General features: G+C 41.5%; 28 protein-coding genes. 17 read left to right on the top strand and 11 right to left on the bottom strand.

Features of this window, described 5'->3' with window-relative positions:
* Window positions 1-3: 3 nt before the first annotated feature.
* From ABIN91_RS20940 to ABIN91_RS20875, 14 genes are all read left to right on the top strand, one after another.
* Complete coding sequence (locus tag ABIN91_RS20940; protein ID WP_348053545.1) at window positions 4-1,263, top strand: quinol:cytochrome C oxidoreductase; 1,260 nt, start codon at window positions 4-6, stop codon at window positions 1,261-1,263.
* A gap of 53 nt (window positions 1,264-1,316) precedes the next feature.
* Window positions 1,317-2,507 (top strand): cytochrome c oxidase subunit II, encoded by a 1,191-nt coding sequence (locus ABIN91_RS20935; protein WP_348053544.1) that lies wholly within the window; start codon window positions 1,317-1,319, stop codon window positions 2,505-2,507.
* 17 nt (window positions 2,508-2,524) lie between these two features.
* Window positions 2,525-4,411, top strand: a complete 1,887-nt coding sequence (locus tag ABIN91_RS20930; protein WP_348053543.1) for a cbb3-type cytochrome c oxidase subunit I — start codon at window positions 2,525-2,527, stop codon at window positions 4,409-4,411.
* Window positions 4,412-4,496: 85 nt separating this feature from the next.
* Window positions 4,497-5,561 carry a COX15/CtaA family protein gene (locus ABIN91_RS20925; RefSeq protein ID WP_348053542.1) on the top strand — a complete coding sequence of 355 codons (1,065 nt, stop codon included), beginning with the start codon at window positions 4,497-4,499 and terminating at the stop codon, window positions 5,559-5,561.
* Window positions 5,558-6,433, top strand: a complete 876-nt coding sequence (gene cyoE / locus ABIN91_RS20920; RefSeq protein ID WP_348053620.1) for a heme o synthase — start codon at window positions 5,558-5,560, stop codon at window positions 6,431-6,433. Before ABIN91_RS20925 ends, cyoE begins: the two co-directional genes overlap by 4 nt.
* 7 nt (window positions 6,434-6,440) lie before the next feature.
* A complete protein-coding gene (locus ABIN91_RS20915; protein ID WP_348053541.1) occupies window positions 6,441-7,031 on the top strand; it encodes a cytochrome c oxidase subunit 3 in 591 nt (196 codons plus the stop codon).
* A gap of 18 nt (window positions 7,032-7,049) precedes the next feature.
* Window positions 7,050-7,781 carry a cytochrome c oxidase subunit 3 gene (locus ABIN91_RS20910; protein ID WP_348053540.1) on the top strand — a complete coding sequence of 244 codons (732 nt, stop codon included), beginning with the start codon at window positions 7,050-7,052 and terminating at the stop codon, window positions 7,779-7,781.
* 19 nt (window positions 7,782-7,800) lie between these two features.
* On the top strand, window positions 7,801-8,145 hold the full coding sequence (locus tag ABIN91_RS20905; RefSeq protein ID WP_348053539.1) for a cytochrome C oxidase subunit IV family protein: 345 nt from the start codon (window positions 7,801-7,803) through the stop codon (window positions 8,143-8,145).
* 13 nt (window positions 8,146-8,158) lie between these two features.
* Complete coding sequence (locus ABIN91_RS20900) at window positions 8,159-8,845, top strand: SCO family protein (protein ID WP_348053538.1); 687 nt, start codon at window positions 8,159-8,161, stop codon at window positions 8,843-8,845.
* Window positions 8,846-8,856: 11 nt separating this feature from the next.
* Window positions 8,857-9,429: a DUF420 domain-containing protein gene (locus ABIN91_RS20895; RefSeq protein WP_348053537.1), complete on the top strand. Its 573-nt coding sequence runs from the start codon at window positions 8,857-8,859 to the stop codon at window positions 9,427-9,429.
* Window positions 9,430-9,454: 25 nt separating this feature from the next.
* Window positions 9,455-9,730 carry a hypothetical protein gene (locus tag ABIN91_RS20890; RefSeq protein WP_348053535.1) on the top strand — a complete coding sequence of 92 codons (276 nt, stop codon included), beginning with the start codon at window positions 9,455-9,457 and terminating at the stop codon, window positions 9,728-9,730.
* Window positions 9,731-9,817: 87 nt separating this feature from the next.
* Window positions 9,818-10,225, top strand: coding sequence for a DUF983 domain-containing protein (locus ABIN91_RS20885; protein ID WP_348053533.1), 408 nt, complete (start codon window positions 9,818-9,820; stop codon window positions 10,223-10,225).
* The gene (locus ABIN91_RS20880; RefSeq protein WP_348053532.1) at window positions 10,203-10,865 is read left to right on the top strand and encodes a DUF2461 domain-containing protein; all 663 of its coding nucleotides are present in this window, start codon (window positions 10,203-10,205) and stop codon (window positions 10,863-10,865) included. Before ABIN91_RS20885 ends, ABIN91_RS20880 begins: the two co-directional genes overlap by 23 nt.
* Before the next feature lie 28 nt (window positions 10,866-10,893).
* Entirely contained in the window at window positions 10,894-11,742 is an 849-nt protein-coding gene (locus ABIN91_RS20875) for an OmpA family protein (RefSeq protein WP_348053531.1), read from the top strand.
* A 146-nt stretch (window positions 11,743-11,888) separates the two neighbouring features.
* Here ABIN91_RS20875 and rfbC read toward each other — a convergent pair whose 3' ends face one another.
* The 3 genes from rfbC to ABIN91_RS20860 are packed head-to-tail and all read right to left on the bottom strand — an operon-like array spanning window position 11,889 to window position 14,615.
* Window positions 11,889-12,440: a dTDP-4-dehydrorhamnose 3,5-epimerase gene (rfbC, locus tag ABIN91_RS20870; protein ID WP_348053529.1), complete on the bottom strand. Its 552-nt coding sequence runs from the start codon at window positions 12,438-12,440 to the stop codon at window positions 11,889-11,891.
* Between the two features lie 2 nt (window positions 12,441-12,442).
* Entirely contained in the window at window positions 12,443-12,745 is a 303-nt protein-coding gene (locus tag ABIN91_RS20865) for a DUF4286 family protein (protein ID WP_348053528.1), read from the bottom strand.
* A 19-nt stretch (window positions 12,746-12,764) separates the two neighbouring features.
* Window positions 12,765-14,615 (bottom strand): tetratricopeptide repeat protein, encoded by a 1,851-nt coding sequence (locus ABIN91_RS20860; protein WP_348053527.1) that lies wholly within the window; start codon window positions 14,613-14,615, stop codon window positions 12,765-12,767.
* 196 nt (window positions 14,616-14,811) lie between these two features.
* Between ABIN91_RS20860 and ABIN91_RS20855 the strand changes: the two genes are divergently transcribed.
* Genes ABIN91_RS20855 through ABIN91_RS20845 form a run of 3 tightly spaced genes read left to right on the top strand, consistent with a single transcriptional unit; the run spans window position 14,812 to window position 19,080 of the window.
* The gene (locus ABIN91_RS20855) at window positions 14,812-16,719 is read left to right on the top strand and encodes a prolyl oligopeptidase family serine peptidase (protein WP_348053525.1); all 1,908 of its coding nucleotides are present in this window, start codon (window positions 14,812-14,814) and stop codon (window positions 16,717-16,719) included.
* Between the two features lie 14 nt (window positions 16,720-16,733).
* On the top strand, window positions 16,734-18,377 hold the full coding sequence (locus ABIN91_RS20850) for a HAMP domain-containing sensor histidine kinase (protein ID WP_348053523.1): 1,644 nt from the start codon (window positions 16,734-16,736) through the stop codon (window positions 18,375-18,377).
* A gap of 13 nt (window positions 18,378-18,390) precedes the next feature.
* Window positions 18,391-19,080 (top strand): response regulator transcription factor, encoded by a 690-nt coding sequence (locus tag ABIN91_RS20845; RefSeq protein ID WP_348053522.1) that lies wholly within the window; start codon window positions 18,391-18,393, stop codon window positions 19,078-19,080.
* A 145-nt stretch (window positions 19,081-19,225) separates the two neighbouring features.
* On the opposite strand, the gene ABIN91_RS20840 is transcribed toward ABIN91_RS20845, so the two are convergent.
* The 8 genes from ABIN91_RS20840 to ABIN91_RS20805 all read right to left on the bottom strand — a co-directional run bounded on the left by ABIN91_RS20840 (window position 19,226) and on the right by ABIN91_RS20805 (window position 26,730).
* Complete coding sequence (locus tag ABIN91_RS20840; protein ID WP_348053521.1) at window positions 19,226-19,846, bottom strand: methyltransferase domain-containing protein; 621 nt, start codon at window positions 19,844-19,846, stop codon at window positions 19,226-19,228.
* A gap of 1 nt (window position 19,847) precedes the next feature.
* Window positions 19,848-20,720: a UbiA family prenyltransferase gene (locus ABIN91_RS20835; protein ID WP_348053519.1), complete on the bottom strand. Its 873-nt coding sequence runs from the start codon at window positions 20,718-20,720 to the stop codon at window positions 19,848-19,850.
* 44 nt (window positions 20,721-20,764) lie between these two features.
* Window positions 20,765-22,048, bottom strand: coding sequence for a metallophosphoesterase (locus tag ABIN91_RS20830; protein ID WP_348053517.1), 1,284 nt, complete (start codon window positions 22,046-22,048; stop codon window positions 20,765-20,767).
* A 17-nt stretch (window positions 22,049-22,065) separates the two neighbouring features.
* Window positions 22,066-23,562, bottom strand: coding sequence for a sigma 54-interacting transcriptional regulator (locus ABIN91_RS20825; protein WP_348053513.1), 1,497 nt, complete (start codon window positions 23,560-23,562; stop codon window positions 22,066-22,068).
* 127 nt (window positions 23,563-23,689) lie between these two features.
* On the bottom strand, window positions 23,690-24,787 hold the full coding sequence (locus ABIN91_RS20820; protein ID WP_348053512.1) for a VWA domain-containing protein: 1,098 nt from the start codon (window positions 24,785-24,787) through the stop codon (window positions 23,690-23,692).
* 140 nt (window positions 24,788-24,927) lie between these two features.
* Window positions 24,928-25,194 (bottom strand): Txe/YoeB family addiction module toxin, encoded by a 267-nt coding sequence (locus ABIN91_RS20815; protein WP_348053510.1) that lies wholly within the window; start codon window positions 25,192-25,194, stop codon window positions 24,928-24,930.
* Window positions 25,185-25,376 (bottom strand): DUF2683 family protein, encoded by a 192-nt coding sequence (locus ABIN91_RS20810; protein WP_348053509.1) that lies wholly within the window; start codon window positions 25,374-25,376, stop codon window positions 25,185-25,187. Before ABIN91_RS20810 ends, ABIN91_RS20815 begins: the two co-directional genes overlap by 10 nt.
* A gap of 43 nt (window positions 25,377-25,419) precedes the next feature.
* Window positions 25,420-26,730 carry an Ig-like domain-containing protein gene (locus ABIN91_RS20805; protein ID WP_348053508.1) on the bottom strand — a complete coding sequence of 437 codons (1,311 nt, stop codon included), beginning with the start codon at window positions 26,728-26,730 and terminating at the stop codon, window positions 25,420-25,422.
* Window positions 26,731-26,744: the final 14 nt, after the last annotated feature.

Below are 26,744 nucleotides of genomic sequence, written 5' to 3'. Positions count from 1 at the left end.
TTGATGGAAACTCATAATAATTTTGACGCAAGGTTCGAGTTTACTGGCAAAGCCAAAACCTATAGCATAATTGCTATCCTGGTTGGATTGGTTTGTATAGTAGCCGGATTCTTTGTACACGCCGAACGCACCTTTGACAACCTGTTGCTCATGGGATACTATTTTACATGCGTATGTATAGCAGGTGTGTTTTTCTGTGCTGTACAATACGTAGCACAAGCTGGTTGGTCCGCATCATTAATTCGCGTACCGCAGGCATTTGCTAAAGTATTACCCTATGCTGCCACGCTTTTAATATTAATAATTGCTTGTGGTTTGTTTTTTAAACATCAGGTTCCTAATGAAGAAGGTACCGGAACACATTTAGCTCCATATTTATACAAAATTTGGGCTGGCGAAGGTGTATCTGACCCCAAAAGCAAACATTTCGATGCTATTTTAGCCGGTAAATCATCGTTCTTAAATGTCCCGTTTTTCCTGGGCCGTTTGGTTGTATTTTTAGGTGTATATAGCATATTTGGATTATTGTTTACAAAGTATTCAACCAACGAAGATGAATTAGGTGGCATGAGCAATTATGCAAAGAGCTTTAAAATGGCTTGTATATTCCTGGTTATCCTTGGTTTTACCAGCCCTATATTTGCTTTCGATACCATCATGTCTTTAGAGGCGCATTGGTTCTCAACCATGTTTGGTTGGTACAACTTTGCTGCCCTGTGGGTTAGTGGTTTGGCTTTGATCACTTTAGTGTTGATCATATTACGCCAAAACGGTTACTTTAGCTGGGTATCTCAAGATCACTTGCACAGTTTGGGCCAGTTAATATTTGGTTTCTCAATCTTCTGGACTTATGTATGGTTCGCACAATTCTTGCTGATCTATTACGCCAATTTACCCGAAGAAGCTGTCTATTTCTACAAACGTTGGGAGCCTGAGTTTAAACCTTGGTTCTGGTTAAATATTATCATCAACTTTGGCACACCGGTATTGTTACTAATGTCTCGCGATGCAAAACGTTTAACATCACGTTTAAAATATGTGTGTATCGTGTTGTTGCTTGGTCACTGGTTAGATTATTATATGATGATCATGCCCGGAACAGTAGGCGCCGAAGGTCGTGGTTTATCTTTCGAAGAAATTGGTATCGCTATAGGTTTCGTTGGTTTATTTGTATTCGGTTTTTTAACCGCTTTAAGCAGCTTCAAATCACTGGCGCCTAAAAATCACCCGTTCTTAGAAGAAAGCTTACATCATCACATTTAATAAATAGTTTACTTTTGTATTCATCGGTAACGAATACCAAAAAAGAATATATAATGGCATTCAAAAAAATACTAAATCTTAAAACTCTGTCATCGGCGTTTGCTGCTATGTTGCTTTTCGCGACAAGCACAGTTATGGCGCAGGATACTACAGCAACCAACTTTCCGGGTGCTGATGACGCGGCCAAAAGTGCAATGTGGACAACTGTTGGCTATTACGCTTTAATAGTTGTATTAGTAGGTATCATAATAGGCATAGTTGGTAAAATACTCCGCGTTTACGATTTAACCCTGCAAATACAAGGCAAAAAAACCATCAACTGGAGCAATGTGATGGGGATAATTTTCATTATCTTCCTTGTTGCAGGTATATATGGCGCTTTGTGGTCGTTCTTTGTACAGGGTAACATGCTTTTACCTATATCGGCTTCTTTACATGGTGTTAAAACCGACAACATGTTTAACATTACGTTTGGTATCACCGTTGTTGTATTTTTCCTTACACAGATAGCCCTGTTTGGTTTCTCGTTCTATTACAGAAACAGAGGCAAACGTAAAGCTTACTTCTATCCGCACAACAACACCATCGAAAAGATCTGGACCATTATTCCGGCTATTGTTTTAACTGTTTTAGTGATCACCGGGTTTTTTACCTGGAAAGAAATTACCAATACTACCGAAGTGAAAGGCGATATCAATATTGATATAACCGGCCATCAGTTTGCGTGGGAATTACGTTATCCTGGTAAAGATGGTAAGTTAGGTTCTAAAAAATACACTTTGGTTAGCGGCACCAACAAATTAGGTATTGATTTTAAAGATAAAAACTCTTTGGATGATTTGGCTGCCGATACCTTGGTTCTCCCGGTTAACAGGTCAATCCGTATCAATATTTTTGCTCAGGATGTTATCCACTCGGTTTACATGCCTCACTTCCGCGCACAGTTGAACGCGGTACCGGGTTTGCCAACTTATATGAAATTTACCCCCACCATTTTAACCACCGACATGCGTGAGAAAACCGGGAACCCTAAATTTGAATATCTGCTGTACTGCAATAAAATTTGCGGTGGTGGCCACTACAATATGCAAAAGGTAGTTCGCGTTGTTAGCGATTCAGAATATGCCGATTGGTTGTCAAAACAAAAGCCTTATCTAACTGACGGAGTGAAGAAGGAGTTGAAAATGGCTGTTAACACTCAGCCAGCTGCACAGGGTCAAAACAGATTAGCATTAAATAATTAATACAAAGATTAGCGAATATGTCAACAGTAACAGTTCACGCGCATGAGGTTGATAAACATGGCCACGGTCATGACGAGCATCACCACCATGATACGTTTATAACAAAATATGTTTTTAGTCAGGATCACAAAATGATCGCTAAACAATTCCTGATCACAGGTATTATTATGGCGGTTATTGCGATGCTTTTGTCAGTATTGTTCCGTATCCAATTAGCTTATCCCGAAAAATCGTTCCCATTATTGGAAACTCTTTTAGGCCGCTTTGCACCGGAAGGAAAGATCAGTCCCGATTTCTACCTGTCCTTAGTTACCATTCACGGTACCATCATGGTATTTTTTGTGTTAACAGCGGGCTTGAGCGGTACATTTAGTAACTTATTAATTCCGTTACAGGTTGGCGCAAGGGATATGGCTTCGCCATTCCTGAATATGTTATCATACTGGTTCTTCTTTTTAGCTTGTGTGATCATGTTAAGCTCTTTCTTTGTTCAAAAAGGACCTGCCAGTGGTGGTTGGACTATCTATCCGCCGCTATCCGCGTTGCCAAAAGCGATGCCAGGCTCGGGTGAGGGTATGACATTGTGGTTAATTAGTATGGTTCTATTTGTTGCATCATCATTAATGGGTGGTATCAACTATGTAAGTACCGTATTAAACATGCGTACCAAAGGTATGGACCTTTGGAAAATGCCTTTAACTATCTGGGCTTTCTTTTTAACAGCGGTATTAGGTGTATTATCATTCCCGGTATTAGTTGCTGGTGTAGTATTGCTTATTTTTGACCGTAGTTTTGGAACAAGCTTTTACTTGTCAGATATCGTTATCGCCGGCAAGGTTATGCCTTACGAAGGTGGTAGCCCTATCCTGTTCCAGCATTTATTCTGGTTTTTGGGTCACCCAGAGGTATATATCGTAATTATGCCTGCATTCGGTATCTCATCCGAAATTATTTCAACAAACTCACGTAAACCAATCTTCGGTTACCATGCCATGGTTTACTCTCTAATAGGTATCGCTGTATTATCGTTCATCGTATGGGGTCACCACATGTTTGTTACGGGTATGAATCCGTTCCTCGGTGGGGTATTTATGATCACTACTTTGATCATCGCGGTACCATCAGCAGTAAAAACATTCAACTACTTAGCTACGCTATGGCGCGGTAACCTGCGCTTTACGCCGGGTATGTTGTTCGCTATAGGTTTAGTATCATTCTTTATCTCTGGTGGTTTAACCGGTATCTTCTTAGGTAACGCTGCTTTGGATATCAACTTACACGATACTTACTTCGTTGTAGCCCACTTCCACCTGGTAATGGGTTCGGCAGCTATATTTGGTATGTTGGCTGGTGTTTACCACTGGTTCCCCAAAATGTTCGGCCGTTTGATGGACGAAAGATTAGGTTACCTGCACTTCTGGTTAACATTCGCTGGTGCTTACCTGGTATTCTTCCCAATGCACTTTATGGGCTTAGATGGTGTTCCTCGTCGTTACTATGCATTTACCGAATTTGAATCCATGAAACAATGGTTATCAGTAAATACATTTATCACCTGGGCGGCTATCATGTCGGCAGTAGCACAGTTGTTGTTCTTATTCAACTTCTTCTACTCTATCTTCTTCGGAAAGAAAACAACACAAAACCCTTGGCAGTCAAACACCTTAGAGTGGACTACCCCGGTAGAACATTTACATGGTAACTGGCCAGGAGAAATTCCAACCGTTTACCGTTGGCCATATGATTACAGCAAGCCTGGTGCCGAAGAGGATTTTATCCCTCAAACTGTACCTTTCTCTCAAACCATGAGCTCAAACTTACCTCATGATTTTGAAGACAATGAGGCCGGTTTGGAAGCTTACGACAAGTGGCAGAAGGAAAACAAAGCTATAGAGGCAAATTAATATTTCATTGATCTGATTTTTTGGGGTATCTGTAGCAGGAATTTTCCTATAACAGATACCCCAACTTTTTAGAATAGGTTTATAAATGAAGGTATCTCCCGAAAAAAAACGATTTCAAACCATAAACATTGCGACTATCATTTCGCTCTTTGTTTTGATATTGGCGGGAGGTGTAGTGCGCAGTACAGGTTCAGGAATGGGTTGCCCCGATTGGCCAAAATGTTTTGACCAATATGTGCCGCCAACAAGCGTTACACAAATACCCAAAGATTATAAAGACAAATACGTTGCAAAACGATTGGCAAAAAATCAACGCTTTGCACACACACTGGATGTATTGGGTTATACCGACTTAGCAAACCGCATCCGCAACGATAAATCCATATTATTGCCCGAAGATTTTAACGCGGCAAAAACCTGGACAGAATATATTAACCGTTTAGCAGGTGTAGCAACAGGCTTTTTGTTATTACTAACCGCCGCCTATTCTTTTTCGTACTTAAAGGATAAAAAGCGCATTGTGGTAGCCAGTATTTTTAATGTGATACTGGTAGGCTTTCAAGGCTGGTTGGGCGGCATTGTAGTATCAACAAACCTGCTCGCTTGGACGGTTACTGTGCACATGCTGTTAGCGTTGGCAATTTTAGCCATCAGCATATATACATACCATGCGGCCCGGTTAAACAACTCCAGCGATAGGGTTGCGGCCAAGCCATTATTAAAAGTTTTAGCCCTTGCGGCTATACTGTTAAGTATTATACAAATAACAATTGGTACCGAAGTAAGGGAACGGATAGATGCCATATCGGGCAGGTTACAAGGCCAATCCCGTGAGAGTTGGGTTACCGATGCCGGGGCCATATTTTCAAACCACCGCGACCTGGCTATACTGGTTTTGGTGGCAAATGTAATGTTATACGCGTTGATACGCCGGGGCTTTAACAGGCACTCGGTACAGCAACAGGTAATGAGTTTTAGTTTTTTGATGATCATGCTGCAAATAGTAACAGGTATTGTTTTATCATACGATGGTTTACCACCTGCGGCACAGGCTATACATATAGTTTTGGCGAGTTTAGTTTTTGGCGCACAGTTTTACCTGATACTTAATTTGTACCGGAGTGCTAAAGTATGGGGGAGCAACTCATGAAGTGGGCAGATTTTTCACAGCTGATCAAGTTCCGACTTACCTTTTTGGTGGTGTTTTCTGCCTCTATCACATTTTTGATAGGCAGTAAGGTAAACGAGCAAACTATTCATGAACCTATCAACTGGTATAACTGGGGCCTACTGATAGCAGGGGGATTCCTGGTAACAGGTGCTGCCAACATCTTTAACGAGATTATTGAAAAAGACTTGGATAAGCTGATGAAACGCACTATGGGCAGACCAATACCATCAGGCGTGATGACAACCGGACAAGCTCTAATTATCGGGATGTTTATGGGTATTTCGGGGGTTATAATTCTATTTAAGCTTAACCCCACAGCCGGATATCTGGCTGTATTCTCGATATTTTTGTATGCCTTTGTTTATACTCCGTTAAAACGTAAGTCGTCGATAGCGGTATTTGTTGGCGCAATACCAGGTGCATTGCCGCCTCTAATTGGTTACGTGGCCGCACACCCTCAGATAGATGAAATAGGTTTAGTAGTATTCGGTATCCAATTTATTTGGCAGTTTACCCACTTTTGGGCCATTGCCTGGGTGTTGGATGATGATTACAAGCTGGCGGGTTTTAGATTATTACCAACCGGGAAACGCGACCGGATCAGTGCCATAATTCCGTTTATATTTGCAGTGATTTTACTACCCGTAAGTTTACTGCCAACATATATGGGCTTTGGCGGTTATATCATAGGCGGCGTATCGTTGGTAATGAGTTTGATATTTATGTACCAGGCCTTTAACCTGATGCGTACGCTCGAAATTAAAGCGGCTAAACAATTGATGTACGGTTCGTTTTTTTACCTGCCCATAGTGCAGTTGGTTTTATTATTTGATTTTTTAGGAAAGAAATAGCAAGGAGATGATGATGGCTCAATTACAACAAGATAAAGACAGGCTTGATCTGGCGCCAAAAAAATTCAACATGTGGCTGTTTGTATTCGCCTCATTCATGATGTTTGCGGCCCTTACAAGTGGTTTTATTGTATATGCAGGCGGTAACGCGGCGCACAGTGGTACAAAGATCATTTTGCCGCAGGCATTTCTATACAGCAGCATCGTTATTGTGATCAGCAGCGTTAGTATGTTTTTGGCTTCCCGCGGAGCAAAGCAATCACAATTTGAAAAACAGAAATTATTTTTATCGATAACCGCTTTACTGGGCATCGCGTTTTTGGGTTTGCAGGTTTATGGTTTAAGCCTATTGGTCAAAACAGGAGTGCTTTTTGTGAACAATAATGCATCGCAATCGTTCATCTATGTATTTGTCGGTTTACACCTTTTACATATAGTAGCGGGTCTTGCTCTGTTGTTTTATACCCTTTCGGGTAGTTACAAAAACATGGGGCAAACCAAAAATGTGTTCAGAATGGAATTTGCTTCTATTTTTTGGCATTTTATCGATATTATATGGATTTATCTATATGTTTTTTTACTTTTGAACCAATACTAAAATTTACATTTAATTGCAATGAGTACAGCAGTTTCAGAAATTGACCAAGTTAAAACCACGCCATGGGCTGGTGGACATTCACCATTCAAGGTAGAGTACGGAAAGTTGATGATGTGGTTTTTCCTTTTATCGGATGCCTTCACATTTTCTTCGTTACTAATAGCTTACGGAGCATTACGTTTTAGCGCGCAAACATGGCCAGGTGCCGATAAAGTATTCCAGTCTGTACCAGGCATGATAGAAAGCGGAGCGCCGCTGGTATTCGTGGGTATCATGACCTTTATTTTGATCTTGAGCTCTGTAACCATGGTATTAGCTGTTGAGGCTGGACACCGTAACGCTAAAAAAGAAGTTACCTGGTGGATGATAGCAACCGTAATTGGTGGTTTCCTGTTCCTGGGTTGCCAGGCTTTAGAGTGGACACACTTACACCACGAAGGTTTTTGGTGGGGAAGTATCCCGGGTAAGGAAAAATTGGCCGAATTTTTTGATTTAAAGGCCGCTGGAGTAAACGAAGGAACTATGGCGCTATCTGGCCAGCAATTTGCTAACCTGTTCTTTACCATTACTGGTTTCCACGGTTTCCACGTATTTACTGGTGTTATCATCAATATCATCATTACCATCAATGTTTTAAAAGGCACCTACGAAAAACGTGGTAGCTATTTAATGATCGAAAAAGTTGGTCTTTACTGGCACTTTGTAGATTTGGTTTGGGTATTCGTATTTACATTCTTCTATTTAGTATAATTATTTAATCTGAGTTATCATGTCAGCAGAAACACCACATATACACGCCGAGGGCGAACACGGAGAAACTTTAACTAAAGGAGGCATCGTTAAGGTGTTGGTTATATTGTTAGCTATAACAGCAATAGAGTTTCTTATCGCATTATACTTAGCACCGCATTACGCAAAAATAAAAGAGTATGCGAATCCGGTGTACATATTATTAACATTGTTCAAAGCTTACTATATTGTCGCATTTTTTATGCACTTAAAGTTTGAGAAAACATCTTTAATATATGCAATAGTGGTACCAACCTTGTTCATCATCGGTTTAATATTGGTATTAACTAACGAGAGCCACTACTGGTTTCAACTTAGGTTTTAATTGAACCCCCTTGATGGGTATAAAAAAAATTGTGATCCTGGTACTCATTTTAGCAGTACCGGGATTTTTATATTATTTGCTTACCGCGAAAGGTAAAAATCGCTACAAGCCACTGGCTATTTACGGGCCTAAGGTAGTAGCCAAAACCTTTCACAAATATCACGGCAAGGCTATCCCCGATACCATTTATCACCAGGTTTCTGATTTTAACCTCACCGATCAGGATGGCAAAAAAGTAAACCTGGAAACCTACGCCGGCAAGATATTGGTAGTTAATTTTTTCTTTACGCATTGCCCAACCGTTTGCAAGCAAATGAACAGCAATGTATCTGTACTGGCCGAAAGCTACACCCGCAATAAAATGGTTCGCTTTGTATCCATTACGGTTGACCCGGAAAGAGATTCGGCCCCGGTACTGAAGAAGTATGCGGAGCAGTTTAAAGTAAGCCCCAATAAATGGAGCTTTTTAACCGGCGATACATCGGTAGTATACAACCTTGCCCGTCATGGGTTTTTAGTGAATGCCTTAAAGTTAGGTAAGGATGATTTTATTTATAGCGATAAGCTGATACTGATTGATCCCGTAAGGCGGATCCGCGGCTATTACGAAAGTACCGAGAGCCGTGATATCACCAAGCTTAACGAAGAGATCAAAGTACAAATAGCCGAAGAGCTTCGTAAAATTAAGGGAGTGGAATAATTTTTTAAGTCATGAGCGACAAATTCATATTTCGTTTTATTGCCGGTATATCCGTGTTCGTGTTTGTAGTGGTGCTGATATTAAGCATGAAGATCATCCCCAAACCCGAAGTTATCCCATCATTCCTCTACTTTTTGCCTAAGTTGAATGCCATACTAAATGGTACTTGCAGTGTATTGCTATTGGTATCGCTTTACTTTATTCTGCATGGCAATGTAACGGTGCATAAACGCATCAACATCCTCACGTTTGTGTTGTCGGCCCTGTTCCTGGTATCCTACATCGCGTTCCACTGGCTGGCCCCCGAAACCAAATATGGCGATCTGGATGGCAATGGCATTGTATCCGATATGGAGAAGGCTGCGGCAGGAAGTATCCGCAACGTTTACTTCTTTATTTTAATTACACACATTGTACTGGCAGCGGGCGTTTTGCCGTTAATATTACTGAGCTTTTACCGCGGCCTGCAAATGCAGGTTGAAAAGCACCGTAAACTGGTTAGGTGGACTTTTCCTATCTGGTTATATGTTACCGTTACGGGTGTTATTGTGTATTTAATGATATCGCCTTACTACCATTTTTAAGTTTAATTTTTGGTAAATTTGTAATATGAAATACTTAAGGATATTAGCCATTCTGGTAGTGCTTTCGGCAAGCGTGTTAAGCGTACAGCAGCTTAAGGCACAATGTGCCGTTTGTAGCACTAATATTGAAACTAATACTGCTAATGGCGGTAAACAAGGTAACGGCTTAAACCACGGTATTATGTACCTGCTGGCTGCGCCTTATCTGGCGGTAGCGGTAGTAGGTTACATTTGGTACAAAAAATACCGCCGTAAAAATGTTCCCATCAAAATGGGCGGCGAACGTTTAAATTTGAACTAACATAACCCGATAGGTTCTCTCTGTAACTCTGGGTTTATTGCTCAGTTCCCTTTGCGGTTACAATTAAACAGGTGCTAAATTTAAACTATGGCCGAAACTCCAAAATCATGGGCTATGCTCCATTGCAAATGCCCCCGTTGTCGCCGTGGTAATATGTTTAACGGGTTGCTATACAGTTTCAGGTCAAATCAGATCAACGAGCGCTGTCCGCGTTGCAACATGGTGTTTGAAATTGAACCCGGCTATTTTTATGCCGCCATGTATGTAAGTTACAGTCTTAATGTAATGGAATCTGGTTTATTATGGTTCAGCACTTATACAATTACCCATAATACCACATCGCCCTGGTTATATATTAGCGTTATATTGGGCGGTTGTTTAATATTGGCACCTATAAACTTTAGGTACTCACGTGTGTTTTTGCTATATTGGTTATCCCCTAAAGTACATTACCAGCCACATTTAGATACAGATGATAAGATCAGCCACCCTTGATTTTTTAAAGGACCTTGTTAAAAATAATAACCGTGAATGGTTCCAGGAGCATAAGCCCCGTTTTGAAGAGGCGAAGGAGAACGTCACAGCTTTCGCGGGAGAGCTCATCAAGGAATTAAAAAAGATAGACCCTACCATCAATGCCGATATTGACCCCAAGAAATGCGTAATGCGCATTTACCGCGATATCCGCTTTAGCCTGAATAAAACACCCTACAAAAACAACTTCGGGATAAGTAAGCTACCCTCTGGCGGAAAATCGGACGAGATTGGTTATTATGTACAGATACAACCGGGTAACAGCTTTGCCGGTGGCGGATACTGGATGCCACAAGCTGAACACCTGAAAGCCATCCGCCAGGAAATTGATTATAATGCCGATGATCTGAAAAAGATAATTGATGCGCCTCATTTTAAAAAACTGTTCGGCGAGTTCCGCAGCCAGGAACAGTTGAAAAGTATGCCCCGGGGTTATGATCCGGAAGGAGATAATATTGATCTGATCAAACTAAAAAGCTTTGCCGCCATACATCAATTTACCGATGCCGAGATGATGAAAGCCGACTCGCCCAAACTTGTGGCCGAAGTGCTAAGTAATATTTATCCGCTCACAGTTTTTTTAAATAACGCAATTACCTAAATTAGTGCCCAAACCCCTATCATACGATATGAAATTAAAACATATTTTAGGCCTGTTAGCCATTTGTGTGGCCATGCATTCGTGCCAGGTAATGTCTACCAAAAAATATAAAGCGTTACTGGCTACCCAGGATTCATTGAGCACCCGCACAGTTACACTGGAGGGCATCGTTTCGGCCTTAAAAGCAGATACAGCCCGCCTGCACCGCCAAATTGCCGAACTGCAATCAAGCCAGTCTAACCTGAACGACAGGTACAATACGCTGAACGATAAATACAATGCCCTAAACAGCAATTACTCGGCAACAACATCAAAGGTAAGCCAGCTATCAACAGATCTGCAAAAGCGTGAGGCCCGTTTAAAAGAGGTTGAAGGTATTTTGCGCAAACGTGATGAAGCTACCAATGCGTTGAAAGAAAAACTGCAAAAAGCTTTATTAGGATTCAAAGAAAGCGGTTTAACTGTAGATATCCGTAACGGAAAGGTTTATGTTTCGTTAACCGATAAATTACTGTTCCCATCCGGAAGTATCATTATTGATGAAAAAGGGAAAGCCGCCCTAAAACAATTGGCCGCCGTACTTAATAAAGAAGCAGATATTAACGTTGCCGTTGAAGGCCATACCGATGATAAAAAGATCATCAACCTGGGCCAGATCAAAGATAACTGGGATTTGAGTGTATTACGTGCCACATCGGTAACCCGCTACCTAACCGAAGTTGAAAAGATAGACCCTGTACGCTTAACCGCCACAGGTAAAGGCCAGTTCCAACCCATTGACGCCGCCGCTACAACAGAAGCCCGCGCCCGAAACAGAAGAATTGAAATTGTGCTCTCGCCTAAATTGGATGAATTGTACAATCTGATAACTAAGTAGAAAAAAGAAAGCCGCTAAAATTAGCGGCTTTCTTTTTTTATAAATCTTCTGCTCCTGCCTGGTCTGCTATAGATTTATCGCACGGGTAGAACCTTTCAGAAGATTTCTCCCTACGGTTCGAAATGACATGGTGGGATAATTAATTCTTAAAACGGACTAACAAAATCCTTAAAATCCGGCAATACCTCATCTTTTGGTGATAGCTTAATGTCATCTCCAAAATCTACACCCCAATCAATACCCAAAGCTTCGTCAGTGATCTTAGCGCCTATTTCTGATACCTTATCGTAAAAATTGGTGATCTTGTAAGTAAAAACAGTATCGTCTTCCAAAGTATAGAACCCATGCAAAAAGCCTTCAGGAATCCAGAATTGAAGTTTGTTTTCGGCACTCAACTTAATTTTAAAATGCTGGCCATAGGTAGGTGAGCCTTTGCGGATATCAATAGCTACATCAATTACAGAGCCTTGTGTTACTCTAACCAATTTACCCTGCCCAAATGGTGGCGCCTGAGCGTGTAAGCCACGCAAAGTACCTTTTGAGGAGCTCGATTCATTATCCTGTACAAAATCTACCGTAATGCCGGCGGGCACATATTTTTGTTTGTTATAGCTCTCGTAAAAATAACCACGGTCATCCGGAAATACGCGTGGTTCAATAATTAATAGGCCTTCTATAGGTGTTGTAGTTACGTTCATATTTAGTCTATGTGTTGCATAATGCTTTCAAAAACAACCAGCTTGTTTTCAAAGGTTTTCATGTGTTTGTGTTTCAAGGTGCTGGCTACAGTTTGCTCGTAAGCTTCATAATGGTTCAGGCTATCGGCATTGTATTGAATGCAATAAGTAAAACCCTCGTTAGGCGAACTCAAAACATGCAGTATACGAAACCCTGTAAAATGCCCTGTAGCCATTATAGCAGGGATATGCTCGGCCTTAACCCAATCCAGCCATTCGGTATGTACTTCTGGGTCAAGTATTATCGTTTCATTTAAAATGATCATATCACAAAAGTAATAATTTTTAAGAGCCCGGAACCACATCCCCGCGTAATAACCTAAACCTTTTGCGGGCTTCGGTAAGCCAGGGGCTACCGGGGTAATCGGTAATTATTTGCTGATAGTAAGCCTGAGCCTTTACTTTATCGGCTAATTGGTTTTCGTAAATATCGCCCAGCATATAAACCGCGTCATCGGCCCACAGGTCGGCCTTGTTATCGGCTATGGTTTTCAAATTAATAATGGCTTTGGGGTAGTCGTTTTTTTGTATCAGGATACGAGCCTTGGCCATCAAAATATCGTTACTCAAATTATTACCCGGGAAGGCCTTATCAATACTATCTAAAGTAATCACCGCCTTATCGGGATCTTCCTTAAAGATCAGCAGATCGGCACGGGCATACATTTTAAGCGCGTTACCGGTACTATCAAAAGCGGTATGGTCGCTTATCATTAACGATAGGTTCAAAGCATCGTTAGCAATTAATTGCGATGTTGCAGCCTTCAAAATATCCAGTTGCCCTTTGGCCCAGTTAAAATCACCGATGTAATAAGCCAGCTTGGCGTTTCGGTATTGAGATTCCTGCGCTATCGGCGTTCCGGGTGAACTTTTCTCAACCTGGCTATACATCAATGTAGCGTCCCAGGGTTTGTTGTTGAGCAAGTAAATATCACCCAGGTCAAGCTTGCAATCATCTAACAAACGCTGGCGCATATTGGGGAAGCTTATCGCTTCTTCCAAAAGCTTCTGGGCATCATTCAATTTGTGCAGTTTAAAAGCCTGCAAACGGGCCAGCTTCTGCATGGCAAAAGCTGTAGTGGCATTGCGGCCTAATTCCACTAACAACTCTTGATATCCTGTTTCTAAACCTAACAGATCGGCCTGCGTATATTTCCCGGTAGTTACTTTGAGGTTTTTGGCGTTTAGCAAATCCATTTTAGCTCTAAAATAGTATTCGCCCTCTTTGCCCTTACTAATAACGTAGTCGTAAGCGCGTATAGCTTCATCGTAGGCCTGGTTGTTGATCAGGGTTTGGCCAAGTTCAATTAAAGAGCTTCCGCCATCGTTTAACCTCCGGCTCAAAGCTATGGCCTGAATAAGCGCCTGGTCAAATTGTTTTTGCTGTAAGTATTGCCAGGTAAGCAGATCAGCAAATACGGTTTGCTGCGGGTATTGCTGGATGGCTTTCAGCAAAGCAGCTTTAAACATGTTATAATCATCATTGCCATCAAACATCGCGGCAAGCATATTTTTAGCCGGACTCGCATACTCCGGGTGGTGTTGCAGCATGTTGATATATTCGTTAACCAAATTCACTTTATCGTGCTTATAGCGGTATAAGCTGGTTAATTCATTACTGTACAATTCGTCGTTATGTAGTATTTTGCGGCCCTGCATAAAGGCTTTAATAGCAAAATCAATAGCTTCGGCCTGGTAAAAGCTCATGGCAATTTCGTTCACCGCGGTTTGCTCGGCAGGCATGTTTTTGATTATCTCGTTGTAAACGCCATCGGCTTTATCCTGGGCCCCCTTTTCGTGATAAACAGTACCAAGTGCTACGGTATACTGATATTCCTGCGGATGCTTACGGATCATTTTTTTAACCACACTTTCGGCCTCGTCAAACTTTTTAAGACCTATCAGGCTTTTAAAGTAAAACTGGAAATAGCCTTCGTTGCTTTGCTTGTAAAGCTTGAGGTAAATGTCGTTAGCTTTTTGTAATTCGCCGCTACGGTTAAATTGCATGGCTAATTGCAGGTCTTCTATTTGTGCAAATGTCTTGAAGCCAAAAAATAAAAACACCAGGCAAAAACCGACCTTTTTGATCAGCTTATTTGCTTTACGCGGATTTATATTGAGCGAAATATTCAGCATATAACAGGCATAAAAACAGGTGAATACTTCATAGTAATCAAAAATAAAATATTAAAACGATTTTTTGTCTTAGGCTGGTATTTAACGTAATATTAAATTTGTAAAAGCAGTAAAAATGTAGTGACAGTTAGGTGTAGTCAATTACATTTTATAATTTAACATAATCTATCTAACTGGAGGGGGCTGACCGTACTAAATGTTGAAGCGTTTTAAACAAATTTTTTTAATAACGGTAATTATCGGCGTATGCTCGTGCAGCAATAAACGTGCGCAGCTTATCCCGATAGGCGATTTTTTCAATTCGCCCGAAAAAGGTAATTTTCATATTTCGCCCGATGGTAAGTACCTGTCGTATTTAAAACGGTACCAGGGTAAGCAAAATATATTTATACAATCGCTGGTTGATGGCAAAGAGCAAATGGCAAGCTCGTTTGCCGATTATGATGTGCGCGATAACTTTTGGACCTATAATAACCAGATCATCGTAACCAAAAACATGTTCGACAGCCAGTTTGATATGTATGCCATTGATATGGCAACGATGCAGACACGCAATTTGCTTTCTATCCCACAAAAAATAGCTTTCAGGGTACTTAACCGCAACCGCGTTAATCCGGATGTGATCACCTTTGCTATGAATAAGCGCGATACCGTAGTGAGCGATGTTTACCGCATGAACATTAAAACCGGGGAGCTTAAAATGTACATCCAAAACCCCGGCAACATTACCGATTGGTATACCGATGTTGATGGCAGGATAAGATTAGCCAAAGCATCCGACGGGGTGAATGAAACCATCCTTTTCAGAAATAATGATGAGGCTAAATTTAAGCCCATTATTGTGAATAATTTTAAAAACATGGTGAGGCCGATAGCTTTTACCGGGGTTAAAAATTATTTCTACGCGTTATCCAACGTAAACCGTGATAAGATAGCCCTGGTTGAGATCAATGCCGAAAATGGAAGGGAAGAACGGGTTGTTTACAGTAATAACAATGCCGATATTGAAGAGGTATCATACTCAAAAAATAAACACCGGCTTGATGTTATATTGTGTCAGGAAGCCAAGCCTCAAAAACATTTTTTAAATCCCGACCTAAAATCTGTATATGATAACCTGGCGCAGCAACTGCCCGGCAGCGAAATTAACGTTACCGATAAAGACAGTTCGGAAACGCATTTCCTGATCAATACTTATAATGACCGTGATGCGGGGTCAAGCTACCTGTATTCGTCAATAGATAAAAAACTGACCAGGTTATCCAACCAAACTGCATCAATAAGCCCATCGCAATTATGCGCAATGAAACCCGTATCATTCAAAGCCAGTGACGGTATGTTGATCAATGGCTACCTTACCTTGCCATTAAACAGAGCTGCAGAAAACTTACCCATAGTTGTTATACCGCATGATGACCCCTGGCGCCGGGATAGCTGGGGATATAATGCGGGAGTGCAGTTTTTAGCGAACCGTGGCTATGGTGTGTTCCAGGTAAACTATCGTGGTTCAACCGGGTATGGTAAGGCTTTTTATAGCGCAGGTTTTAAACAGGAAGGTGGTAAAATGCAACAGGATATTACCGATGGTGTTAAATGGTTAATTAGTCAAAAAATAGCTAATCCCAAACAAATAGCCATTTATGGTTCGCGCTTTGGCGGTTTTTCGGCACTGTTTGGCACCTCTTTTCATCCTGAGTTATATAAATGCGTGGCCGTACAAAGTCCGCTGATCAATTTATTCACCTTCTCCAAAGAGATCCCCGCTTTTTTGAAACCATATCAAAGTATGATATACGAAAAAATGGGTAACCCCGAAACGGATGCCGATATGTTTAGGGCCATATCGCCAATATTTAATACCGATAAAATTAAAGTACCGTTATTGATCTATCAGGACGCGAAAGACAGGCGCGTAAATATGGTTGAGCTAAACCAATATGTTAGGGAGTTGAAACGGAAAAAGGTTAGCGTTGATTATGTTTTGGTAAATAGTAACGGAAAAGATAAAACCAAACGCGACCGCAGCCAACGTGAGCGTAACAGGCTGCAATTATATACCGAACTGGAGAAATTTTTAGATATTAACCTGCTCGGTAAAAAATAAGGCTACCCGCCTAAATGACTAAAAACGAAAGTATATACCGCAAAAACTTTTCGCTGATCGTGGCATTCATTGTGCTGATATCGGCTATTTTGGTGGCGGCTTTGCTTATTGCTTACGGCCTTACCCGTAAGTATGTTGAGAACGAGTTTTACTCCAACAAAATTGAGGTGCTTGAAAAAACCATGCAGCCTTATAATGACCTTACCCTAAATAAAATCCCCGAAATTACTGCTTATCAGGGTTATTTGACCCAGGCATCAGCAGCTAAATATGCCGATTCGGTTTTTAGCGATTACCCCTTTGTAAAGAGTATTGATTTTTACCATTTTGATATCAGCAGCCACCGGGAGCGCGCTACTTTAGATAATGGTAATTTAAGTATATCGGTACGTAACGTTTTCAATTTTACACCTGTTGAGGGTAAAAAGGCTAAGAGTGTTAAGATAAATGCCGAGAAAAATATTGACGATTTTAAATCGATGGCGTTTAAATTGAGCAGCTTTATTAAAACCGCCGATACCGCCCGGGCTCCCACCAGCGATGAGCTTTTTAAAACCTTTTATGATATTAAGCCCAACAAAATAAGTTATATCAATAACCCGCGGCGCGAAGAGATCAAAATATATAAAGACCTGCTGGCTAATGAGCGCTCTGCTTCGGTGTACCAGCAGGATATGATGACCTTCCACTTGAGTCCGTTTGGGTTGGATATCAAGAATACCCATCCCGAATTATATGAGCATATCAGTATCAAACAGGTAGTTTACGATCCGCTGGATAACAGCGATACCGAAATGTTTACCGAAATAGCTTTGCCGGGCGCTTTCTCTGATTATAAGCTGTATTTTCAATCGAATAACGGTTTTATTACCAAAGAAACAGTGCGCCGGTTTTTGCCTGTTACAGGTTTGGTTTTAGCGGTATATCTATTTATTGTACTTATAGGCTGGCTCATTTACCGCAATCTTAATGTTAATCACAAGCTGTTTAAGTTGCAGTACGATTTTATCAACAATTTTACCCATGAGTTTAAAACCCCGGTGAGTGTAATTAAAATAGCCGGCTCAAACCTGCGCAGCGATAGTGAGCTAACCACACGGCAACGGATGCACTATGGTAAAATTTTGGATGAGGAAGCTGATAAGTTAAACGATTTGATGAATAAGCTGTTATCATTCACCCAGCTCGAAAATAAATCGATACATTTAAAAACGGAGACGATAGATCTGAAGGCATTTGTTGAGAAGTATATCGATACTTTTACAATTAAATACCCGCTTTTTAAATTGACTTATGAGATTAAGAACGTCAAAAGCTTTGACACCGATCCGGTTTTGATGGGGAGTATATTTCAAAACATGATTGATAATGCTTACAAGTATTCTCCGCCCGAGCGTAAAGAGTTGCATATTGTTGTTGAGCGCATAAAAAAAGAATTGGTGTTAAGGTTTAGGGATAAAGGTATCGGCATCCCGCAAAAGGAGATAAAGAATATATTTAAAAAATTTTATAGGATAGAAAGCCTGTACAATCAGAATGGGAGCGTGGGTTTGGGTTTGGCTTTCTGTAAGGAACTTGTTAATTTTATGAACGGCGATATAACCGTGAGCAGTAAGGTTAACGAAGGTTCGGAATTTAAGATTACACTGCCATATTAAATTAAACAATTATATGAACAAGGAAATAAAAATTGCCTTAGTTGAAGACGACGAAAATTTAAGGTTTTTAGTTGCCGAGCGCTTAGAACTTGAAGGCTATAAAGTTTTAGAAGCCGCCGATGGCGATGCTGCCGAAAAAATGATACTGGCCGAAACACCCGATATTGTTTTGCTGGATTGGATGCTACCCGGTAAACAGGGATCTGAAGTATGTACCGCCATACGCGATAAGGGTTTTGATAAGCTGGTGATTATGATGACCGCTAAGGCCCAGGATGTTGACAAAATAGAAGCCTACCAGTTTGGCGTATCCGATTATATAACCAAGCCTTTTAATATGGATGTTTTGGTAGCCATGATTGATAACAAGATCAAGTTTACGCTGAACAGCGATAAAACGGAATCGCATAAGTTTGCCAATATGGAGCACCAGCCTAATACGCATACGCTGTTGAGGGATGGTAAAAAGATAGAGTTAACAATATTGGAGAACCGCATTCTGCTATACTTTCTGAAAAACAAAAACAAGGTAATTAACCGCGAAGAGTTAATGATGGAAGTGTGGGGCTACAACGCCGATGTAAATACCCGCACCCTGGATATGCACATTGTTAGGTTGCGTAAAAAGATAGAGAACAATCCTGATTCGCCGCAGTACCTGCAAACTGTGAGGGGTATTGGTTATAAGTTTGTACACGATTGATATTGGAGTAAGGAACAAAGAATAAGGATTTATATAATATTATGGCGCGAGCGTCTCGCTCGTGACTTGCTATTTCAAGGCATCTTGCCTAAGGCCAGAGGCCTGGTTATAGTGAGCACGAGGCTGGAGCCTCGCGCTATCGGTTTTAAGGCTTTTGATACCTCGTCGATATAATAAACTCCCCATAAAAGCTTTTTATAGATAGAACCTTGTACCCATGCTTATAAAACTGGTGATCTATTTTAGGCAGGCTCATAGTTTCTATGCCACACAAAATCCGGAAGAAAAAATACATGCTTTTGAGCAATAGGGTTTGCCATAGTTTACCTGTCAGCTGGAAATCGGTGCAGAGCCATAAGCCTTTTGGTTTAAGCTGCTGGTGCATGTGCGCGAATGCTTTTTCGAGCGTGTCTTCGGTGAAGCTATCTAACAGGAATGGGGTAATTACCACATCATATGCCGTTTCGGGACTTGTATTTTCAATAGCATCGTTTATAAAAGTTACTTTATTGATGCCTGTGTTTCTTTTTTTGGCAAGGGCCGTCATGCGAGATGATATTTCTACGTAAGTGATATCCAAACCCGAATAATGGATGTTTGAAAGTTCTTCCAATATCCAACCCGTTCCGCCGCCAACTATGAGTACTGATGCGTTTGGCGGAACCTGTTTTAGTAGATGGCTTTGCGCCTTAATTAATGCTTTACCAAATACCATCCGCGAAAGCTGGTCGTAAAAAGCGGCGGAATTATCATAGTTGGATGGCATGTCAAATAAAAGTAAAGGCCATTAAAAGTACGTATTGCAATATGAGCACACCATCCATGTAGAAAAAATAATAGTACTCATTCTTTTCCCACTTGGATTTGAAAATGAGCCAGCCCATTAATAGGGTAGTGAGGCCTAAAGCCAAAAAATCAAGATCGAATCCGTTCTTGAATAAGAATAGCAGGATTAAATGCACTATCAGTAATACCTGGCAAAACAGGTAAGCGCCTTTCTCGCCAAACATAACCGGGATGGTTTTTAAGCCCCCCTGGCTATCGTGAAACAGATCGCGGATATCAAAGGGTATAGTAAGGGCCACAATAAATAAAAACCGTTTAGTGATGAGTAAAGCAATGTCGGAATTTGATACCACAATGTGGTGGGTTCTTTCGGCTTCAAATATGGGTAGCATTACGCAGCTCATGGTCCATACCAGGGCTATCAATATGGATTTTATGCCGGGAATATTTCGCAGGCCATACCTTTGCCCGTTTTTTGAGAATATAGGTAGCGAGTAACCTACCGATAAAACACCAAGCCCCACAAGCAAAACTTCGGATTTAAACGTGAGTAGCAGGTACATAAACAGCAATACCATTGCGGAGATGAGTGTAAGGGTGGTCATTAACCGGGGATGGGCAAAAAACCAGCGTTTAGGTAATAACGGTGATTTATCCGGATTAGCAGGTTTGGTTAAAAACAGGCAGATATTGTAAATGAAAAGCGTTGACGAAAATAGCAGGGCCAGCAAAGGGTAATATGGGGCGCAGCCAATCAGCTTAAACGTTACCAATGCCTGCGCTACGGTGCAAAGCGCCATAAACAGGTTGCTAAATAGGATCAGGTCAAGAAACTGGTAATAGAACTTTCTCATTTACGGCAAGAAGATTCATCCTGCTTTACCCTCGCGTTATTCAATTATGATAGCTTGCTTTTTAAAGCAGGATCGGCAGATGCTTTGAGTGTAAATATCGTTATTTCGGGCAATATTCCAACCCGGCCCGGATAGCCTAAAAAGCCGTAGCCAGTATTTACATAAAGCTGTTGGTTGCCTTCGCGGTAAAAGCCCGACCATTCTTTATAAACATATTGTATTGGACTCCACTGGAAATTTGCTGTTTTAACACCAAATTGCATTCCATGTGTATGGCCCGAGAACATCATATCAACCTGTTTGTAATTAAGTACCTGGGCGCGCCAATGTGATGGATCGTGCGAAAGCAAAAGCTTAACGGGCAGATCGTCAGTGTTTTCTAAAGCCAGGTCAACCCGGCCATATTTAGGGAAACGGCTCATGCTGCCCCAGTTTTCTACACCTAAAATACCGATCTCTTCGCCATCAACTTTTAAACGGCGGTTGCTGTTGAGGATCAAATCCCAGCCCATGTTTTTATGAGTGGCTTTTAAATCGTCCAGGTTTTTCTTTTTAGCTTCGGGGCTCGGCCATATATGATAATCGCCATAATCGTGATTACCCAATGATGAGTATACACCCAAAGGAGCTTTCACTTTGGAGAAGATATCCTGGTATTCGCGCATCTCGTCGCTCTTGTTGTTCACCAAATCGCCGGTAAAGAAAATGAAATCGGCTTTCTCACGCATTAACATTTCAACACCACCTAATACCGCTTTCTTATTGTAAAAACTACCGGAGTGAATATCTGATAACTGCCCCAATTTAATACCATCAAACTTTTTGGGCAGGTTAGGTAAATATAGAGTCCGGCGCTGGATCTGGTAATCATAAGCGCCCGAAATGATACCGAAGGTTAGTGATGCCAGTGGTAAAGCGCCTGCCACCAAACCGGCTTTCATTAAAAACGCTGAACGCGGAATAGCATCCGGGGCGGGCTGGCTTGCCGGAAATTCTGGCTCTGGCTTGTTATTTTTGCGTGCCCGATATAGAAAGTAACGGCGTACATCGTCAACCACAATAAACGGCAAAAACAATACTTTAGCTATCCAGACAATGAAAAAGATCATTAAGATGGCTCCCTTTACACCAATAGTCAGCTTGAAAAAGATAGCGCAATATAGCCCGGTAAGTAAAAAGAAGGAGAATATCCAATAAGCTACAGTGAAACTGGCGCTGCGGGTAATTTTCCATTTTTTAGAGATACCCCTGATACCCGAAATAATATACATATCGGCAAGAATAAGCCCTACCGATAGGGCCAACATAACTATAAGCTGTGAATCCATTAAAGCAAAGTTATTAATTAATAGCGATCATCCTCTTCATCTTCATCCTCGGGCTGTAAATTGAACAGGCTGTTAAACATATCCGAGAAAGCGAAACCATTATCCAAAAAGCCTTTGTTCAATTGAGAAAACTCGGCTAAGCCATGCAGAATGAACTCCATTAATAATAGCTGCTGGTTTTCGGTTAGTTTGGGATGGAACTGTTTTACGATATCCTTTAAGCCATCTATCGAGTTCAGTAGTTTTTTGTATTCCTGCAAAGGTAAACCATCAATAAGTGCCAATGTGTTGCCATTGCCAAACCAATTGATCACCTCGCTGTACGGGTTTTTAGCCTTTGATTTTTTAGCCTTTTCGGGATCGGGGAAGTATTGGAGTAGCAAAGTTTTGATGGCCTTGCCAACCAAAATATTGGCAACCTTGGCCGGGCCTTCCAGCTCGCCTTCGTAAACCAGCTCTATTTTTCCGGTGATGGCCGGGATAACGCCTAAAAAATCGCTGATGCGGACGAAGGTTGATTTCTCTTTGTTGATGATCATCCTACGCTCGGCATTGCTGATCAGGTTTTCGTATGCCGAAATGGTTAAACGGGCAGATACACCTGATTTTTTATCGATGTACTCCGAGTTACGGGCTTCGAACGCGATCTGCTCTATCAGGTTTTTAACCAAGCCATCAGCTTCTATAGTTGCTTTTTGCTGAGGCGATATGGAAGCTTCCTGCTGAGTTATTTTGCGCGAGATTTCGACACTGCGCGGGTAGTGGGTTAATATCTGGCTTTCGATACGGTCTTTTAATGGTGTAACAATAGAGCCACGGTTGGTATAATCTTCCGGATTAGCGGTGAATACAAACTGGATATCCAATGGCAGGCGCAATTTAAAGCCACGGATCTGAATATCCTTTTCCTGCAAAATGTTGAACAAAGATACCTGAATACGGGCCTGCAAATCGGGCAATTCGTTAATTACGAATATGCCCCTATGCGCACGCGGGATTAAACCGAAGTGCAATACACGCTCATCCGAATAGGTTAGTTTTAAAGTAGCCGCTTTAATCGGGTCAACATCACCGATCAGATCGGCAACGGTAACATCTGGTGTAGCCAGCTTTTCGGTGTACCTGTCTGAACGGTGCAACCAGGCAATCGGGGTAGCGTCACCTTTAGCGCTAACCTCGTTATGACCGAACCATGATATAGGGTTTAATGGGTCGTCGTAAAGTTCAGAACCTTCAATATAAGGCACGTACTCATCCAATAAATTGATGAGCAAACGTGCGATACGGGTTTTGGCCTGTCCGCGTAAGCCTAGTAATAAAATGTTATGGCGGGATAAGATAGCGGTTTGCAGATCGGGAATAACCGTATCCTCGTAACCAATAATGCCTTCAAAACCACCTTCCTGCTTTTGCAGTTGGGTGATCAGATTCTCGCGCAGTTCTTCTTTTACTGAACGGCTGATGTAACCGCTCTTTTTTAATTCGCCTAATGTTTTTATGGTTGGTATGCTCATGTTTGTGTTTAGTAGTACAATTTGTCATTGCGAGGAACGAAGCAATCGCACGGAAACTGGTTCGCTCTGTATGTTTGCTCTGCTTCCGTGCGATTGCCACGCTATCGCTCGCAATGACAACAGGTTATTATCTTACAGTTCTTCTTCTGTTCTTAATATAATCTTCAAAAATGTATTCGCCCAGGCCGTTAAGTGAGCTGTAAAATGCCTTGCCGCCGTTGGTTTCGGTAAAGTCGCGTACAAACTGTTGCAGGTATGGGTCTTTAGCTATCATAAAGGTAGTGATGGGTATTTTAAGGCGCTTGCATTGGGCGGCCATATTCAGGGTTTTGTTCACTACTTTACGGTCGAGCCCGATGCTGTTTTTGTAATATTTGGTGCCCTCTTTTAAGCAGGTTGGCTTACCATCGGTAATCATAAATATTTGCTTGTTGTGTGTTTTACGGCGGCGTAAAATATCGGTAGCCAGCTCTAAACCGGCGTAAGTATTGGTGTGATACGGGCCTACCTGTAGGTAGGGCAAATCTTTTAAACTTATGGGCCAGGCATCGTTACCAAACACCACAATATCCAAAGTATCCTTAGGATATTTGGTGCGGATGAGTTCGGCTAAAGCCATGGCTACTTTTTTGGCGGGGGTTATCCGGTCTTCGCCATAAAGTATCATGGAGTGCGATATATCGATCATCAGCACGGTAGAAGTCAGGGTTTTGAAATCCATTTCTTCTACTTCCAGATCACGTTCGGTGAGGTGAAAATCATCTATCCCATGATTGATCTGCGCGTTGTGTACAGATTGCGTCATGTCTATCTGGTCCAAACTATCACCAAACTGAAACTCGCGGCGCTCCGAGTTTTTCTCGTCGCCCTGGCCTGATTGTGGTGTACGGTGATTGCCTTTGCCCGATTTTTTTAGCTTACCGAAGATCTCTTCCAATGCCGACTGGCGAATGCTTTGCTCTGCCTTGGCGGTGATGTTGATCTCGCCGGTTTCGCCATCTTCTTTCAGGTAACCTTTGTTTTTCAAGTCGTCAATAAAATCGCCCATGCCATACTCGTCATTGGTCATTTTATATTTCTTATCCAGCTCATTCATCCACTGCAAAGCCTCGCCGGCATCACCGGCGGTGTAGTTGAGCAATTCCATAAACAGTTTCAACAGATCGTCGAAACCGCCTTTTGTTATTTGCTGAGGAATGTACTTTGAAAACCCGAAACCACGCATATTATCCTTTCAAAAATTAATTAACGTTAAGGTACGGCATATAGTTTGATACCGTAAGGTTTTGTTGGGATTATGACGGTATTTTGATTTCGGAATTGGGTGTGCGATTTCGAAATATAAAATTTGAAGCGATGTCTTAATTATCGTTTCTTGTAATGGCCTCTTAATCCGTGTATGGTAATCCGCTCTTTGCTTACCTCATAAACCAAGCGATTCCCGCTGTCTATCCGTCGGGACCACATACCTGAAAGATTGTGCTTTAACGGTTCGGGTTTACCAATACCTTTGAATGGGTGTTGGCGTATTGACAATATAAGTTGGGAAATTCTTTCTTTGATTTTTGGATTGTTGTGGTCTTTCCAATAGTTTAAATCTACTTTAGCATCATCGGTAAAGGCTACTTCCATAAATCCTCAACTGATATAACAGTTACTTTGCCTTCTGTTGCTTGTTGTTTGCTTTTTAGGATCTTAGCTACAAATTCGGGGTCGTAATCATCTTTGGCTTCTACCTGTATACCCAAACGCTGAGCCAGATCATACAATAGCGTAAAATCCTTTGGGTCTACATTTTTCAACAACAGTTCCATATATCAAATTTAGGGTTTTTTAAAAAGATATCAAAGTCGAGTTTTATTTCCGGGTTTTAAATTTTACCCGGTAAGTTTTTAAAGGGTATCCGTCAGCCGATCTGAAACCGTCATTCACCACAAATTCATATTCTGTATCGGGTTTCAAAGTTACCTGGTAAGCAATAGATCTTTTATCGGCGGCGAAGCCAAGGTGACCTGTAATTGGAAAATGATCTTTACCTGATGGCCCGTAATCAATAGATGTATTTCGCGCCATCTCGGCAGAAAATTCAAGACGGATTTCTTTTACTGAGGCATTTACCAAGGTATCGCCATTTGTAAACGGGATCAGTTTAACAACGGATGGCCGTTTGGCATTGTAGGCCTTTATTAAGGCGGGTTTATCCAAACGCTCTTTAAAATATTTTGATCTGGCTAAAAATGCCTCAACTGCTACACTATCGGTGTAATCCAACAGGATCATTTGCTTTACCGCCAACTTTTTGTTGGGGCTATTTTGATAGTACGATTTGCAGATGGCATAACCCATGTAATAACCCAGATCGGGAACCCAATTGCCGCCGCTTCCGCTATTGTACAGCCAGTTGTTCCATGATGGCATGTACATTTCTACCTTAAACTTTTCCCTGATTTCTGCTTCATGCTGCGGGCCAAAATCCATGTAGGGAAGGGGCATGGTTTTACCGGTTACCAGTTGGGTTACAAAATCGCAGGTACCCTCGTAAATGGATTGCGATAACAGGTTATAACCGTAATGGCCTTCCTGGGTATGCACATATTCATGTATGTTTAAGGCAACAATATTTTTAATAGGATCGGTAATGAAATAGGTGTTTAAAAACTTGCGCGTGTTGCCTGTAAATTCCGATATATCGGTTTCTGCATTACCGGTAGCCAACTCTGATCCTATTAAAACACGACCGTCCTGCGTTGTTCCGCCCGAGCGTAAAGCGCCTATGGTAAAGTAGATATTTGCAGGTTTTAATTCGGGATACAGGGTTTTTAACTTGGCGATCTGCGGCTCAAACTCCGCGTCAAGATTCTTTACTTTTTGAGTATTGGGGCGAATGGAGTTCCAGAATTTGGGGTGCTGACGAATGCTGCTCACCCACGATTCTGCCGTATAATCTTTAGCAGCCATAAAGGCTTTTAAACCGGATGTGCCTTTATCAATGTACAGATTGAGGATGTACCTGATCTGTTTTACGCTATCGTTTGTGGTGCGGATGCTGTCATAAGCATTCCAAAAGTTATCAATATCGGTTGTGATAACCGTTTGTTGCTTTGGCTGGCCGAATGATAAAGAAGCAAATACTACTGCAAGCAGGGAGAATACAATTGTTTTATACATAATAGCCGGATTGT

Origin of the sequence: Mucilaginibacter sp. (assembly GCF_039921305.1) — a bacterium.
In the GTDB taxonomy this organism is placed as follows: domain Bacteria; phylum Bacteroidota; class Bacteroidia; order Sphingobacteriales; family Sphingobacteriaceae; genus Mucilaginibacter.
This window is presented reverse-complemented; position numbering and strand designations above follow the sequence as displayed.

Bases quoted from the DNA above. Each gene is read 5' to 3' on its own strand.
- ABIN91_RS20940 (WP_348053545.1), top strand. From the start codon at position 4: ATGGAAACTCATAATAATTTTGACGCAAGGTTCGAGTTTACTGGCAAA.
- ABIN91_RS20935 (WP_348053544.1), top strand. From the start codon at position 1,317: ATGGCATTCAAAAAAATACTAAATCTTAAAACTCTGTCATCGGCGTTT.
- ABIN91_RS20930 (WP_348053543.1), top strand. From the start codon at position 2,525: ATGTCAACAGTAACAGTTCACGCGCATGAGGTTGATAAACATGGCCAC.
- ABIN91_RS20925 (WP_348053542.1), top strand. From the start codon at position 4,497: ATGAAGGTATCTCCCGAAAAAAAACGATTTCAAACCATAAACATTGCG.
- cyoE (WP_348053620.1), top strand. From the start codon at position 5,558: ATGAAGTGGGCAGATTTTTCACAGCTGATCAAGTTCCGACTTACCTTT.
- ABIN91_RS20915 (WP_348053541.1), top strand. From the start codon at position 6,441: ATGATGATGGCTCAATTACAACAAGATAAAGACAGGCTTGATCTGGCG.
- ABIN91_RS20910 (WP_348053540.1), top strand. From the start codon at position 7,050: ATGAGTACAGCAGTTTCAGAAATTGACCAAGTTAAAACCACGCCATGG.
- ABIN91_RS20905 (WP_348053539.1), top strand. From the start codon at position 7,801: ATGTCAGCAGAAACACCACATATACACGCCGAGGGCGAACACGGAGAA.
- ABIN91_RS20900 (WP_348053538.1), top strand. From the start codon at position 8,159: ATGGGTATAAAAAAAATTGTGATCCTGGTACTCATTTTAGCAGTACCG.
- ABIN91_RS20895 (WP_348053537.1), top strand. From the start codon at position 8,857: ATGAGCGACAAATTCATATTTCGTTTTATTGCCGGTATATCCGTGTTC.
- ABIN91_RS20890 (WP_348053535.1), top strand. From the start codon at position 9,455: ATGAAATACTTAAGGATATTAGCCATTCTGGTAGTGCTTTCGGCAAGC.
- ABIN91_RS20885 (WP_348053533.1), top strand. From the start codon at position 9,818: ATGGCCGAAACTCCAAAATCATGGGCTATGCTCCATTGCAAATGCCCC.
- ABIN91_RS20880 (WP_348053532.1), top strand. From the start codon at position 10,203: ATGATAAGATCAGCCACCCTTGATTTTTTAAAGGACCTTGTTAAAAAT.
- ABIN91_RS20875 (WP_348053531.1), top strand. From the start codon at position 10,894: ATGAAATTAAAACATATTTTAGGCCTGTTAGCCATTTGTGTGGCCATG.
- rfbC (WP_348053529.1), bottom strand. From the start codon at position 12,440: ATGAACGTAACTACAACACCTATAGAAGGCCTATTAATTATTGAACCA.
- ABIN91_RS20865 (WP_348053528.1), bottom strand. From the start codon at position 12,745: ATGATCATTTTAAATGAAACGATAATACTTGACCCAGAAGTACATACC.
- ABIN91_RS20860 (WP_348053527.1), bottom strand. From the start codon at position 14,615: ATGCTGAATATTTCGCTCAATATAAATCCGCGTAAAGCAAATAAGCTG.
- ABIN91_RS20855 (WP_348053525.1), top strand. From the start codon at position 14,812: ATGTTGAAGCGTTTTAAACAAATTTTTTTAATAACGGTAATTATCGGC.
- ABIN91_RS20850 (WP_348053523.1), top strand. From the start codon at position 16,734: ATGACTAAAAACGAAAGTATATACCGCAAAAACTTTTCGCTGATCGTG.
- ABIN91_RS20845 (WP_348053522.1), top strand. From the start codon at position 18,391: ATGAACAAGGAAATAAAAATTGCCTTAGTTGAAGACGACGAAAATTTA.
- ABIN91_RS20840 (WP_348053521.1), bottom strand. From the start codon at position 19,846: ATGCCATCCAACTATGATAATTCCGCCGCTTTTTACGACCAGCTTTCG.
- ABIN91_RS20835 (WP_348053519.1), bottom strand. From the start codon at position 20,720: ATGAGAAAGTTCTATTACCAGTTTCTTGACCTGATCCTATTTAGCAAC.
- ABIN91_RS20830 (WP_348053517.1), bottom strand. From the start codon at position 22,048: ATGGATTCACAGCTTATAGTTATGTTGGCCCTATCGGTAGGGCTTATT.
- ABIN91_RS20825 (WP_348053513.1), bottom strand. From the start codon at position 23,562: ATGAGCATACCAACCATAAAAACATTAGGCGAATTAAAAAAGAGCGGT.
- ABIN91_RS20820 (WP_348053512.1), bottom strand. From the start codon at position 24,787: ATGCGTGGTTTCGGGTTTTCAAAGTACATTCCTCAGCAAATAACAAAA.
- ABIN91_RS20815 (WP_348053510.1), bottom strand. From the start codon at position 25,194: ATGGAAGTAGCCTTTACCGATGATGCTAAAGTAGATTTAAACTATTGG.
- ABIN91_RS20810 (WP_348053509.1), bottom strand. From the start codon at position 25,376: ATGGAACTGTTGTTGAAAAATGTAGACCCAAAGGATTTTACGCTATTG.
- ABIN91_RS20805 (WP_348053508.1), bottom strand. From the start codon at position 26,730: ATGTATAAAACAATTGTATTCTCCCTGCTTGCAGTAGTATTTGCTTCT.